Source organism: Clostridium aceticum, assembly GCF_001042715.1.
Taxonomy (GTDB): domain Bacteria; phylum Bacillota; class Clostridia; order Peptostreptococcales; family Natronincolaceae; genus Andreesenella; species Andreesenella acetica.
Window position 1 is genome coordinate 1,849,585 of the sequence record NZ_CP009687.1, and the last position, 13,721, is coordinate 1,863,305.

Annotated in this window: 14 protein-coding genes and 1 other annotated feature; of the genes, 13 read left to right on the forward strand and 1 reads right to left on the reverse strand. The window is 34.0% G+C overall.

What is annotated here, in order from left to right; translation table 11 throughout:
• Nucleotides 1-208 precede the first annotated feature (208 nt).
• From CACET_RS19440 to CACET_RS08690, 5 genes are all read left to right on the forward strand, one after another.
• Nucleotides 209-1,063 carry a glycosyltransferase family 2 protein gene (locus CACET_RS19440; RefSeq protein ID WP_052661273.1) on the forward strand — a complete coding sequence of 285 codons (855 nt, stop codon included), beginning with the start codon at nucleotides 209-211 and terminating at the stop codon, nucleotides 1,061-1,063.
• Between the two features lie 39 nt (nucleotides 1,064-1,102).
• Nucleotides 1,103-1,774, forward strand: a complete 672-nt coding sequence (locus CACET_RS19445; protein ID WP_052661274.1) for a glycosyltransferase domain-containing protein — start codon at nucleotides 1,103-1,105, stop codon at nucleotides 1,772-1,774.
• Nucleotides 1,775-1,882: 108 nt separating this feature from the next.
• Entirely contained in the window at nucleotides 1,883-2,536 is a 654-nt protein-coding gene (locus CACET_RS08680) for a hypothetical protein (protein WP_044823941.1), read from the forward strand.
• Between the two features lie 177 nt (nucleotides 2,537-2,713).
• Nucleotides 2,714-3,562 carry a glycosyltransferase family protein gene (locus CACET_RS08685; RefSeq protein ID WP_052661275.1) on the forward strand — a complete coding sequence of 283 codons (849 nt, stop codon included), beginning with the start codon at nucleotides 2,714-2,716 and terminating at the stop codon, nucleotides 3,560-3,562.
• A 60-nt stretch (nucleotides 3,563-3,622) separates the two neighbouring features.
• The gene (locus CACET_RS08690; protein ID WP_052661276.1) at nucleotides 3,623-4,315 is read left to right on the forward strand and encodes a GT-D fold domain-containing protein; all 693 of its coding nucleotides are present in this window, start codon (nucleotides 3,623-3,625) and stop codon (nucleotides 4,313-4,315) included.
• A 77-nt stretch (nucleotides 4,316-4,392) separates the two neighbouring features.
• Here the strand turns inward: CACET_RS08690 and CACET_RS08695 are convergent, their stop codons facing one another.
• Nucleotides 4,393-4,701 carry a phage holin, LLH family gene (locus CACET_RS08695; RefSeq protein WP_044823942.1) on the reverse strand — a complete coding sequence of 103 codons (309 nt, stop codon included), beginning with the start codon at nucleotides 4,699-4,701 and terminating at the stop codon, nucleotides 4,393-4,395.
• A 208-nt stretch (nucleotides 4,702-4,909) separates the two neighbouring features.
• On the opposite strand from CACET_RS08695, the gene CACET_RS08700 reads away from it, so the two are divergent.
• The 8 genes from CACET_RS08700 to alaS all read left to right on the forward strand — a co-directional run bounded on the left by CACET_RS08700 (nucleotide 4,910) and on the right by alaS (nucleotide 13,713).
• On the forward strand, nucleotides 4,910-5,359 hold the full coding sequence (locus CACET_RS08700; RefSeq protein ID WP_044823943.1) for an RrF2 family transcriptional regulator: 450 nt from the start codon (nucleotides 4,910-4,912) through the stop codon (nucleotides 5,357-5,359).
• 54 nt (nucleotides 5,360-5,413) lie between these two features.
• Complete coding sequence (gene nifS, locus CACET_RS08705) at nucleotides 5,414-6,595, forward strand: cysteine desulfurase NifS (protein WP_044823944.1); 1,182 nt, start codon at nucleotides 5,414-5,416, stop codon at nucleotides 6,593-6,595.
• A 10-nt stretch (nucleotides 6,596-6,605) separates the two neighbouring features.
• Nucleotides 6,606-7,034 (forward strand): Fe-S cluster assembly scaffold protein NifU, encoded by a 429-nt coding sequence (gene nifU, locus CACET_RS08710; RefSeq protein ID WP_044824099.1) that lies wholly within the window; start codon nucleotides 6,606-6,608, stop codon nucleotides 7,032-7,034.
• Between the two features lie 62 nt (nucleotides 7,035-7,096).
• A complete protein-coding gene (gene mnmA / locus CACET_RS08715; RefSeq protein ID WP_044823945.1) occupies nucleotides 7,097-8,182 on the forward strand; it encodes a tRNA 2-thiouridine(34) synthase MnmA in 1,086 nt (361 codons plus the stop codon).
• A 189-nt stretch (nucleotides 8,183-8,371) separates the two neighbouring features.
• Complete coding sequence (locus CACET_RS08720) at nucleotides 8,372-8,911, forward strand: PRC-barrel domain-containing protein (RefSeq protein WP_044823946.1); 540 nt, start codon at nucleotides 8,372-8,374, stop codon at nucleotides 8,909-8,911.
• Nucleotides 8,912-8,980: 69 nt separating this feature from the next.
• Nucleotides 8,981-9,151: a hypothetical protein gene (locus CACET_RS20465; RefSeq protein ID WP_158386025.1), complete on the forward strand. Its 171-nt coding sequence runs from the start codon at nucleotides 8,981-8,983 to the stop codon at nucleotides 9,149-9,151.
• Between the two features lie 249 nt (nucleotides 9,152-9,400).
• On the forward strand, nucleotides 9,401-10,633 hold the full coding sequence (locus tag CACET_RS08725; RefSeq protein ID WP_052661277.1) for an AI-2E family transporter: 1,233 nt from the start codon (nucleotides 9,401-9,403) through the stop codon (nucleotides 10,631-10,633).
• Nucleotides 10,634-10,787: 154 nt separating this feature from the next.
• Nucleotides 10,788-11,011: a binding site (T-box leader), on the forward strand.
• Between the two features lie 59 nt (nucleotides 11,012-11,070).
• Nucleotides 11,071-13,713: an alanine--tRNA ligase gene (gene alaS, locus CACET_RS08730; RefSeq protein ID WP_044823947.1), complete on the forward strand. Its 2,643-nt coding sequence runs from the start codon at nucleotides 11,071-11,073 to the stop codon at nucleotides 13,711-13,713.
• The last annotated feature ends 8 nt before the right edge of the window (nucleotides 13,714-13,721 follow it).

The following is a 13,721-nucleotide window of genomic DNA, read 5'->3' on the forward strand; positions in this document are numbered from 1 at the left end:
CCTTAAAAGACCTTATTTGTAGTTTTGCTGATCTAACTTTATTGCTAATACAAAAGTATGTCAGAAAATTATTAATGTTACTTTTTAAAATACAAACCTATTAGGGATCAATAAGGCAAAGGCACATCCTATAGATTCAAACATATATTATAGTAAAAATATGGGATACAAGGAGATGCTATTTCAAAGGAAGGGAGGCGAAATAGTTTTGAATAATAAGGTAAAGTATCCTCAAATAAGTATAATTATTTGTATTCATAATGCTTTAGAGGATGTTAAAGAATGTTTAAGCTCGCTTTATGCAAAGAAAACAATTAATTTTGATTTAATTATAGTAGATGATGGGAGTAATAAAGAGACGAAGAAATTTTTATCTCAATTTATTAAAAATAAGCCGGTGAGGCTGATTACCCATAAAGAAAGCAAAGGATATACTGTATCTGCAAACGAAGGGTTAAAGGCTGCTACAGGGGAGTTTTTACTGTTATTAAATAGTGACACGATTGTAACGAAGGGATGGTTAGAAAAGTTAATAGAATGTATCACAACAACGCCAAAAACAGGAATTGTTGGACCTTTATCAAATTCAGCCGGATGGCAGACGGTTCCTGATATGAAAGATTGGTTGACAAATAAACTGCCCAAAGGAATTGATTTAGAAACAATGAGTTCAATTGTTCAATCGGTATCTCTTAAAAAATTTCCGAAAGTTCCCCTTGTCAATGGCTTCTGTTTTATGATTAAACGGGAAGTCATTCATAAAATAGGATATCTAGATGAGGCTAGATTTCCTATAGGATATGGTGAAGAAGATGATTATTGTATTAGGGCAGGGACGGTTGGGTACGAATTAAGAATTGCAGATCATTGTTATATTTACCACAAAAAATCAAAAAGTTTTACCTTAGAAAGACGAAAACAAATTAGTAGAAGGGCTGGACATATACTGAGGGAGAAACATGGAGCTAGTGTTGTAGCAGAGTATGTACAGAAAACTAGAAATAATAAAGATATTTCAACGCTTCGTCAAAGGATAAAATTGAAATTAGATAAAAACAAGTAGATAGAAGGTATAAAATGATTTTTCGGAGTGATTATAACTATGGCTAAAAATAAAATTGCAGTTTATACGGCTATTACTGGAAAATATGAAAAATTAAAGGAACCAAGATTTGTGTCAAAAAAATGTGATTATATTTGTTTTACTGACGATAAAAGTATGAAATCAAACATATGGGAGATACGAAAAATAAAAAATCCTTCTGATCATCTAATTAAAACAGCAAGAAGATATAAAATATTGCCACACTTATATCTGCCAGATTATGAATATAGTATTTGGGTGGATGGAAGTATGTTGATTATAGGAGATCTCAACAAATTGCTAAAAAAAGAATTAGATAATGAAAAAATGGCTTTTTTCAAACATCCAACAAGAGACTGCCTCTATGATGAAGCAAGAGTATGCTCTAGAAAAAAAGATAATCCAAAAATAATTTCAAAACAAATAGAAAGATATAAATTAGCTGGTTATAAAAAAAACCAAGGTTTAATTGCAAGTGGCGTAATCATGAGGAAGCATAATGAGGCTGAAGTAAAAAAGTTAATGAAGGCTTGGTGGAATGAAGTAGCTTCCTTCAGCATAAGAGACCAAATAAGTTTCAATTATGTTGCGTGGAAGAATAAAGCCAGTTATAAAATTATTCAAAAAAATATTTTTCATAATGAATATTTTACACGGACAGTTACAGGGAGAAAAAGAAAAAAAAACTAGTGAGTTAGTAACATATTTTTATCTCCTGAATAGATTGTAGTGAAAAGAGGGGAGGACAATGGTCTCTTTTCAAATCAGAAAAATAAATTTAAGAAGGAGGAAAATAAAATGGCAATTTATAGATTTATCAGTAATGATACAGACACTTATTTTAAAGATCCAGCAGATCCAGCATTTGATCCAGGGGATACAGCAGTAGAAGTGACAAATCCTTTTAATCTTTGGCCTCAAATCACCAATCCAGCCCTAGCAGATCAACCTGAATATGTTTGGTCAGAGGACCCGGTAAGCCCTGCAAGTGCTGAACTTGGTGAGATAGTAGATTTTGGCCAAGCAGCAGAATCGGATGGATTAGCCGTAGCCTTAGATCTAGATTTTACTATACCAGTCTATTTAACTGTTTTTGCTGACAATGCTTTTGAAGGAACATTAAGAGTTCAAGGGCTAGATCTGCTAGGTGTCGTAATTTTTGAAGATGAAATTCCAATTAGTGGTGGTACTTTTGATATAAACACAGGATTATCGCCAAATGATGACTGGAGAATCATTTACCAGTTTTCTGATGAGGTAGTCGCTCCTGTAGTACTTCCCATTGGTACTACGATAAGATTTGATCTAAATATTACAGCAATGAACTATGCACAAACTGATGGTACCCCTGAAACCAACCCAGCTGCTATTCAGTATTTGTTAGAGTTATCAGATTTACCAGCTGGACTTACTTTTACTCCTGATGTACCAGAGGTAATAGCAGCCCCATAAAACTAGAAAACCTCACTTTTATGTGAGGTTTTCTTTTGGATGAAAACTTCTGTTGAGCCAAGGTGTTGCAACGCAGTGCGTTAACAGCTTCTGTTAACATTATATTTTAAGCTGAATATAATAAATTAGCATTATGATTAGTTACAATTTAAAGAAGTAAAGGAGCGAAATATATTTATGAAATTAAAAATAAATGGTGGTTTATATGAAATTAGAAAAACTGGCAAACCAGGAGATAAAAAGTTTACTTATACGAATGTAAAAAAAGTTACTCATACTAACCAAAAAAAGTGTATTCATAGTACTATGAGTAAAGCTATTCATACGAATACAAAAAAAAATACCAAAGACAGACAAAAAATATGCTTTATAATATGTGTTAACGATAAAAGAAAATATGAGAAGGCATTAGAACATATAAACGCACTAAAAGTTCCTGACGGATATAAAATAGAAAAAATCACAATAAGTGATGCTAAGTATCTTACAGAAGCATATAACCGAGCTATGAAAAAAACAAACGCAAAATATAAAGTATATATGCATCAAGACGTGTATATCACTAATCCGAATTTTATCTATGATGTCATCAGTGTTTTTGAAAAAAATAATAAAATAGGCATGTTGGGGGTTGCTGGAGCAAAAACTATTCCCTCCAATGGTTTGCTGCATCAATCAAAGCATAAGTATGGAAATTTAATTCATATACCACATCTTGATGGTAAGCAGCTGCCTTGGAAGTTTGGAAACTTCAGGGATAGATATGAAACTGTGAAGGCAATAGATGGATTAATGATGATTACCCAGCATGATATATCTTGGAGAGAAGATATTTTTACTGGATGGCATTTTTATGATGTCTCACAGAGTTTGGAGTTTACTAAGGCTGGCTATAAGGTAGCAGTCCCCAAAATGGAAACGATATGGTGTATACATGATTGTCCTAAAAGTGAAAAGGAAAGACATAAAAACTATGATAAATATAGAAAAGTTTTTGTAAATGAGTATGGAAGATATTTGGATTAGGTATTTAGGAGGACAATAGCACACTTATTAAAAAAAGCGATAATCAGGATGTGATAGGAAATGATAAAAGAAGAAAGCTTGTTATCAGCAGATGAAGTCACTGAAAAGATGTATACAGCTTATAGAAAAAAACAAGGATTGTCTATTGTTAGACTTGGAGATGGTGAAGCTTTAGCTTTAGCTCAAGAAGTAGTATTGAGTTGTGATGAAATAAAAAAGAGGAAATGGCTGCCTTACGCTGGGTTAACTGTACCAGATCTAAAGTCTAGAGATGAACTTGCTGCTTCAGTGAAGAGAGCAGATATTGTTGGAGTAGCAATGAATCAATTACCAGACTTTACCCCCCTATTGCTAAAAGGTTTTGAGGCGCATCATATAGATATTAAGCAAATGACACTGACAAATGCATGTATTAATTATTTTTTAATGGAAAACCAAAGGTTCAAAAAGTTTTTATTGCAAAATCCTAAGCCGAGGGTTTTTCTTATAGGAAATAAGGTAGATAGATTATTGCCTTTTTTAACGAAAGAGGGTGTAAGAGTAGTGGGCTTACTTAAAGCTGTGAGAGGTTTGAAGGACTGTTCTAAAATAGTAAAGCTCACTTCCTTGTATCGTGACCGCTTTGATGTTGTGTTGGTTTCAGCGGGGATTCCTGCGGTGATTATAAGCGAAAGAATTGCTAAAGAATATAATGTCATTGCATTGGATTTTGGTCATGCGGCGGACTTGATTATTAAGAGAAAATATTTTTAACCTAGTTTAATAAAAAGACCATCTCTAAATATAAAAAATGAACCTCTGAAAAAGAGGTTTTTTTGTTGTAAGATGAGTCAATAATTAGCTTTTTTATTTTTTAATAGATAAACCTGAGCCTCAATTAAAATTTCTAGTAATAATACATTGAATTCTATGTCTAAATATTCTAAAATAGTTTTTGTATAGCTTATTGCCAGATGTTTTTTTTCTTCATTTGAGATGGTTTTTTCTGTTTGCTCTATAAATAGAACAACTCTATTGACAAGAATTTCAACTTTTTCCACATCTTTGTTATTGATGGTTTTAGTAAGGACTGGAGCTACAACAAAGATAAATATGACTGTAAGAAAAGTAATCATAATAAAAAGTATTAAATCAATCATTAGAAAATTCACCTCCTATAAAATATTTTATTTATAAGAATATAAAAGGTGCAGAAATGTGGCATATTATTAGACAAAAAGTAAAAAAAAATATTTTTTTTCATAAATTTGGCGATTTTATTTTTGTAATCTTGACAAAATTACTAGGATATACTATAATCAAATTAAACTCCAATCATTTTACTTGGAATTCAGGGAGGTAGTTAGTTTGAAGCTTTCAACGAAAGGAAGATACGGATTAAAGGCAATGTTTGACTTAGCGCTTCACTATGGTGATGGTCCTATTGCGTTAAAACATATTGCAGAAAGACAAGAAATATCTGACCACTATTTAGAGCAGTTGGTGGCTATTTTAAGGAAAGCTGGTCTAGTGAAAAGTGTACGTGGGGCACAAGGTGGATATATGTTAGCTAGTGAGCCTAGAAATATTACTGTAGGGGATATCATTAGAACATTGGAGGGTCCTTTAGCTCCTTCTGACTGTGTGATGGAGGAGGAACCAAAAAACTGTGAAAAAGCTAATTACTGTGCTACAAAAATGGTGTGGGAAAGAATTAGAGATAGTGTAAATGAAGTGATCGATTCTATCTCACTGGAGGATATGTTAGAAGATCATAATAAAATTAAAAATAAAGACAATTATATGTTTTATATATAAAAAAATAAAGTGAATTATATAAGTAAATTATTATATATTTAAGGAGAGGATCACATGAAGGTTTACTTAGACTATGCTGCTACAACACCAGTAAAAAAAGAAGTTTTAGAAGAAATGTTACCTTATTTTAATCAACACTTTGGCAATCCATCAAGCATTCATTCTTTTGGAAGAGAAAGTAAAAAAGCTGTAGATTCAGCTAGAGATAAAGTTGCCAAATCCCTAGGTGCAAAGCCTGAAGAAATATACTTTACAGGTAGTGGATCTGAAGCAGATAATTGGGCAGTTAAAGGGGTTGCCTATGCTTTAAAAAACAAAGGAAACCATATCATTACTTCTAAAATTGAACATCATGCGGTATTACACACCTGCGAATACTTAGAAAAAGAAGGATTTGAGGTTACCTACTTAGATGTTGATCAGGATGGCCTTGTTAGTCTACAAGATTTAAAAAATGCCATCAAAGAGAATACTATACTGATAACTATTATGTATGCCAACAATGAAATTGGAACAATACAACCAATCAAAGAAATGGCCAGTATAGCCAAAGAAAAATCTATCATTTTTCATACAGACGCCGTACAAGCATATGGGACTATCGAAATGAATGTAGAAGAGTTAGGAGCCGACTTAATATCTATTTCTGCCCATAAAATTTACGGCCCAAAAGGAGTAGGCGCTTTATATATTAAAAAAGGCATAAGGCTTCATCAATTAATGCATGGGGGTGGCCAAGAAAAGAAAAGAAGAGCTGGCACCGAAAATCTGCCGGGCATCGTTGGATTTGGTAAAGCAGCAGAATTGGCCCATGAAAATATAAAAGAACATAATGAGCACTTGACACAGCTAAGGGACCAATTAATTCGCAAACTAACTGGTAAAATACCTTATACCCGATTAAATGGTCATCCGACAAAAAGACTTCCTGGCAATGTAAATGTATCCTTTGAATTTATTGAAGGAGAATCACTACTGTTAAGTCTTGATATGCTTGGAATTGCTGGTTCTAGTGGTTCTGCCTGTACATCGGGTTCTTTAGATCCTTCTCATGTTTTAATGGCTATAGGACTTTCTCATGAGATCGCCCATGGTTCATTAAGATTATCTTTAGGGTATCTTACCACACAGGAAGAAATTGATTATGTTGTTGAAAAGTTACCGCCAGTTGTAGCAAGATTAAGAGAAATGTCACCGCTATATGAAAAAGTAAAGGGGGAAGCGAAAAGTGTATAGTGATAAAGTAATGGAACATTTTATGAATCCTAGAAATGTAGGAGAGATAGAGAATCCAGATGCAGTAGGTCAGGTGGGAAACCCGAAATGTGGAGATATTATGAAAATATATTTAAAAATAGAAGATGGCGTTATTACAGATGTCAAGTTTAAAACCTTTGGCTGTGGTTCTGCAATAGCTACCTCTAGTATAGCTACAGAAATGATAAAAGGAAAAAGCATCAAAGAAGCTCTTCGACTAACAAATAGTGCTGTGGCAGAGGCACTAGACGGGTTGCCAGCTGTAAAAATGCACTGTTCTGTTTTAGCAGAGCAGGCAGTGAAATCTGCTATTTACGATTATGCTACTAAGCATGATCTGCATTTTGAAGAACTAGAAGGTTTTGATCCTAACGAAGAGCATGATCATCATCATGATGAAGAAGAACAACATTGCTAAAGTAAAAGACCCGAGAGTTTTCTCGGGTTTATTCTTGTTAAAGTGTATGTGAGGTGAGAAGGTTGCAAAAAAACAAGAAAGTTCTTTTAGGAATGAGTGGCGGCGTAGATAGTTCTGTAGCTGCCTATCTATTGAAAAAACAGGGTTATGAAGTAATTGGTGTTACAATGCAGATATGGCAAGATGATGAAGAAGTCAACAAATCAGACGTTGGATGTTGTTCTTTATCTGCCGTTGAGGATGCTAGAAGGGTAGCGCATAAATTAGATATACCTTTCTATGTTATGAATTTTAAGGATGTTTTTAAGGAAAAGGTAATTCAATACTTTATAGACGAATATACAAAAGGTAGGACGCCAAATCCATGTATCGCATGTAACAAATATATTAAATTTGAAGAGTTTTTAAGAAGGGCTCTTCAATTAGATTGCTACTATGTGGCCACTGGTCATTATGCAAAGATAGAATATGATGAAGACACAAAAAAGTATCTGCTTAAAGAATCAGCTACTGATGAAAAAGATCAAACCTATGCTTTATACAATATGACACAGGAACAATTACAGCATACTTTGATGCCTTTAGGTTATTATAATAAGGATGAAATAAGAAAAATAGCAGAAGAATTAGAACTATCAGTAGCAACAAAGCCAGATAGTCAAGAGATTTGTTTTGTTCCAGATAACGATTATGGTAATTTTGTAGAGGAAAATAGCTCTAAAAAAGTTCTTGAAGGGGATTTTGTAGATCAAGAAGGTAATGTTTTAGGCAGACATAAAGGAATTATTTACTACACAATAGGTCAAAGAAAAGGGCTAGGAATTGCCTTAGGAAAGCCTGTCTATGTCACTGAAATTATACCAGCAACGAATCAAGTTGTACTAGGTGATGCTGAAGCTGTGTTTGGTAAAGAACTCATTGCTAATGAAGTGAATTTTATACCCTTTGAAACTCTAGAAGGTCCTCGTAGAGTAAAAGCCAAGGTTAGGTATAATAGTAAGGCAGCAGCAGCTACACTATATCCCTGTGGTGAAGAAGTACGAGTAGTTTTTGATGAAGCCCAAAGAGCAATTACTCCTGGGCAAGCAGTGGTATTTTACGAGGAAGATATTGTTGTAGGTGGAGGTACAATCATAAAAAAAATATAAGGTGCTATGTCTTATAGATAACCATAAAGTCTTATTAGGAAACAATGTTGATTCCGATAAGATTTTATGGTTTTTTTCTTTATTAGAAAACTATAACTGATTATACAGGTATTGGGGAGGTTTTTTTAACGAATTAGAGCAAAAATATATAGTAGACAATAATAGTTTCTACAAAAATGAGGGATTTTTATGATTAAAGGAAGTGAGTTTATTGGATTATGTATAAAAAATAAAAATAAAGAGATTATGGAATATAAGATCAAAGATCTAATATACACAAACAAAGGATCTAAGCTATTGGGATTTATACTAAAATCAAAAAAAGTCGCTGATAAGGATATAAAGGTACTACCTTTTAAGAAAATAAAAGAGATTCGGTCAGAAGGTCTTGTTATTTCTTCAGAAAAGGATATTGTATTTTCTCATCAAGTTCCAGAAATACAGGAAGCCTTAATAAAGCCTATAAAAACAGTAGGATTTCATATTTACAATCATTATGGAGAATTATTTGGTGTTGTAAAAGATACAGTTATAGAAAAAACAAGTGGAAGAGTACTCGCCCTAGTGATTAGCAAAGGCGTGATAGATGACTTTGTAGAAGGGTATTCTATCTTACCATTAGTACCTTATGTAGAATTTCAACAGGAAAGTATACTTCTTGGAGATCAGGAATTAAGCACCCTTTTTCTCGAAGGGGGAGGCTTGAAAAAATTGCTTGGTATAGAATAATTATAATAACAAAAAATAATAAAGAAATGTTAATGGGAAAACTCTTCCTAAATATAAAGGAGGGATTGTATGAGAAGAGATACAATGCTTAGCCTAGTAACTGGAGGAATTATAGGAGCAACGGTAGGAATTTATGCCGTATCCCACATGAATCCAAGAGAACAAAAAAGAATGATGAAACGTAGCAGAAAAATGATTAGTACAGCAGCTCATTTAATGAGTGGAATGAATATGTTTTAATATAAAAGCAGCTATTTAGCTGCTTTTATCATATAACTGATCTGCAAAAAATAAAGTCGATGTTTTAACATACAGGGTTGTGTGAATATACTATAATACATAGATCATTAGCGTTAACTTAAACCATAATTTGTTATCGTTACTCCAAGATCCTTCGCCACGCTCAGGATGACAGATCGAGGAAATTTTGGTAATAATTGTATTAAGTTAACACCTATGATACATAGATAAAATGACGGGGGATTTCGTATGGAAAATAGTGCTATTGAAATAATTTCTAGAAATGTAAAAATGATGGCAGAAGGAGCTGGCTTTACTGATTTCTTTCTATTTTTGATACAACTCACAGTACTAATACTATTGAGTTTCATTACCTATTACCTTATTCATATTGGAAATCAATATGTAGAAGGAAAAAATAAGGTAAACGTGGGTAAAAAGCAGATTTACAAATTTATATTTATGTTCATTATATTGTTATTAATAATTTTTTTATTTAGAATAAGAGGATTATTGTTTGAAATATTTGGACCATTTCTTTTTGCCATAGTCCTAGCCTATATATTAAACCCTATTGTACATTATTTGCAGAGAAAAGGAATAGAACGATTATGGGGCGTATTGTTGGTGTATTTAACTATTTTTCTTGTCTTATTTTTATTTTCCATCACTTTAATACCACGAATTTCTGAAGAAATAAAAAATCTGATTGAAGTGATGCCAAAGTATAGTAATACTACTTATGACCATTTATACGACCTATATTTGAAATATAATCACAACGTAGAAAGTTTGCCAGCAGAATTAGATGGGATAAAAAATTTATTAAGATTAAATATAGATAGAATTCAAGGTTTTGTCTTTGGGCTATTTACTTCTATCACCGATACATTATTGAATATATTTTCTAAAGTGATTGGATTAGTTCTCATACCGATTTTAACTTTCTACTTTTTAAAAGATGCTGATGGCTTTAAAAAAACCATGATTTTGCTTATTCCTAAATCCTTCAGACATGAGGTGCTTAATATAGCTAGAGATATTGATGAGGTCTTGGGGGGATTTATAAGAGGACAACTGACTGTAGCAGCCTTTGTAGGCATTTTAACTACAGGTGCTCTACTGGCTTTAAGAGTAGAGTTTGCAGTATTAGTGGGATTGATAGCAGGAGTCGCTAATATTATTCCTTATTTTGGACCTGTCATAGGAATCGTACCGGGAGTGATATTTGCTTTAATGGACGGACCAATGAAGGCTCTTTGGGTAATTGTTGCTTTTACCATCATTCAGCAGATTGAAAGTGGCATCATCGCACCAAAAATCGTAGGAAAAAGCGTAGGGATACATCCTGTTTTTGTCATTTTAGCCCTGATCATAGGGGGGAGGTTTTTTGGGGTGCTAGGCTTATTAATAGCTGTTCCCACCGCTGCTATAATAAAAGTCTTAGGAAGACATTTGCTGAATTATGTTGTTAAGTTTTAGGGATATATTGACAAAAAACGGGTTATTCTATATAATGCAAGTAAATTAAAAATTATATAGATAACCAATCTTATACCTTAACAAAATAAGCCCTCCTGCGGTTTCGGAAATGCATACGGTCTGCATTTTGTTAAACTTTGTAGTTGATTATCTATAAACAGCGATGATGAGAAGGAGTAATATTACTTGATGCTTACTAGAGAGGAGGTTCTTGGCTGGAAAACCTCTAGATAGAGTATATGAAGCAGTCTCTGAGCTATAATCTTGAAATAACTATAGTTAAATTAGAGATTATCGGTAAATCCGTTATCTTTTTCCTATGAGCGACCGTTTATACGGTAATTAGGGTGGTACCGCGAGAATACTCTCGTCCCTACTATGATATTGAAAAGTAAGGATGGGGGTTTTTTATTGTACAGATTTAAGGAGGAATTCATGTGGAAAAAAAAGGTTTAAACGAAATTAGACAACTGTTTTTAGATTTTTTTAAATCAAAGGATCATCTAGTAAGATCTAGTTATCCATTAGTACCTCAGAATGATAAAAGTTTGTTATTAATTAATGCAGGAATGGCACCTTTAAAACCATATTTTGCTGGAACAGAGGTCCCTCCTAATAAAAGAATGGCAACTTGTCAAAAGTGTATTCGTACAGGAGACATAGAAAATGTGGGACATACAGCACGACATGCTACCTTTTTTGAAATGTTAGGAAACTTTTCCTTTGGAGATTACTTTAAAGAGGAATCTATCTTATGGGGTTGGGAATTTGTTATCCAGCATCTAAAAATGCCAGAAGACAAACTATGGGCTTCTGTCTACTTGGATGATGATGAAGCTTATGAGATATGGAGTAAAAAAGTAGGAGTTTCAGAAGATAAAATTGTTAGACTAGGAAAAGAAGATAACTTTTGGGAAATCGGCGTAGGTCCCTGTGGTCCATGCTCAGAAATTTATTTTGATCGTGGGGAAAAGTATGGCTGTGGTAAAGCAGACTGTAAACCGGGTTGCGACTGTGACCGTTACGTTGAATTTTGGAATCATGTATTTACACAGTTTGATAAAGACGAGGCAGGCAACTATAATCTTCTACCTAATCCAAATATCGATACAGGTATGGGGCTGGAGAGAGTAGCTTGTATTATGCAGGATGTGGATTCTATCTTTGAAGTAGATACCATGAAATATATACTAGATCAGGCTTGCCAAATTACATCATCAACATACAATAAAGACGAAGCAACAAACATATCTCTTCGTATTATTACAGACCATATCCGTTCTGTTACCTTTATGGTGAGTGATGGTATTTTGCCAAGCAATGAAGGTAGAGGTTATGTTTTAAGAAGGTTATTAAGAAGAGCAGCACGACATGGAAAAATACTTGGTGTACAAAAAAGTTTCTTATATCAATTAGTGGATGCTGTAATAAAGATGTATGGTGAAATGTACACAGAACTACAAGAAAAAGAAGATTATATTAAGAGAGTAATCCAAGTAGAGGAAGAACGTTTTCAGGAAACGATTGATCAAGGTTTAGATATTTTAAATGAATATATCAAAAATCTACAAACGGCAAAAGAAAGTACATTAACAGGGGAACTGGCCTTCAAACTCTATGACACTTATGGATTTCCGCTAGACTTGACCAAAGAAATTTTAGAAGAAAAAGGATTACAGGTAGACCTTCAGGGCTTTGAAGAAGAAATGACAAAACAAAGAGAACGAGCTAGACAAGCTAGAGGCACAGGAGATACAGAGGGCTGGAAGGAAGATGTTTTTTCAAGCCTTAGCATGGATATTACTACAAACTTCAAAGGCTATGAAGAAACCAAAAATACAGGGAAAGTGTTAGCGATCGTTAAGGAAAATGCTATTGTAGATACTGCAAAAGAGGGAGAGGAAATTATTGTCATCCTAGATGAAACCACTTTTTACGGAGAAGGTGGAGGACAAATAGGGGACGTAGGTGTCATCTATAATGAGGTGTTTCAAGGCATCGTAACCGACACAAAAAAAGGAATCAATAATAGAATTCATCAAGCAGTCACCATCAAGGCAGGAACCTTGAAGGTGGGGGATGTGATCACTACAGAAGTAGAAGAAAAAACCAGAAAAAATACCGCTAGAAATCATACCGCAACCCATTTGTTACATAAGGCACTAAAGGAAGTAGTGGGGGAACATGTACAACAGGCAGGGTCCTTTGTGACATCAGAAAGACTAAGGTTTGACTTTACTCACTTTGAAGGTCTAAAAACTGAGGAAATAAAAGAAATAGAAGAAAAAATCAACCAACAAATCATGGCTGGATTACAAGTCGGCGTTTTAGAAACCACTCCTAAAGAAGCAAAAGCAATGGGAGCAGAAGCTTTGTTTGGAGAAAAATATGGTGAAACCGTAAGGGTTGTGAAGGTAGGAGACTACAGCATCGAATTATGTGGAGGTACCCACATAAAAAACAGCAGTGAGATAGGCATGTTCTTCATCCTCAGTGAGGGGGGCGTGGCCTCTGGTGTAAGAAGAATAGAGGCAGTTACTGGTGCAGAGGCATATAGATTTGTTAAAAACCAGCAAAACACCCTACAAAAAGCTGCTGAGTTGTTGAAAACCTCACCAAGTAATATGGTTAGCCGTCTAGAGACCTTTGTTGTAGAGACCAAAGAAAAAGATCGTGAAATCAGTAGGTTAAAGGCACAATTAGCTACAGGAGCTGTAGATGAGCTGTTGGAAAAGGTAAAAATTATCCAAGATACAAAAGTAATTGTTACTAAGGTAGATGTTGAAGGCGTAGAAGATTTAAGAAAGTTAGGAGATACCTTAAAAGAAAAAATACAGTCAGGGGTTGTTTTACTAGCTTCTGAAGCAGAAGGTAAGGTAAGCTTTGTAGCTACTGCTACAAAGGATCTTTTAGGTAAAGGGGTACATGCAGGAAACCTTGTGAAGGAGGCGGCAAAAATCACCGGTGGTGGTGGTGGTGGAAGACCTGATATGGCTCAAGCTGGCGGTAAGAATCCAGAAAAAATAAAAGAAGCATTAGAAGCAGTAGAAGAATTATTAAAAAAGCAATTAAATGGATAAAATAATAG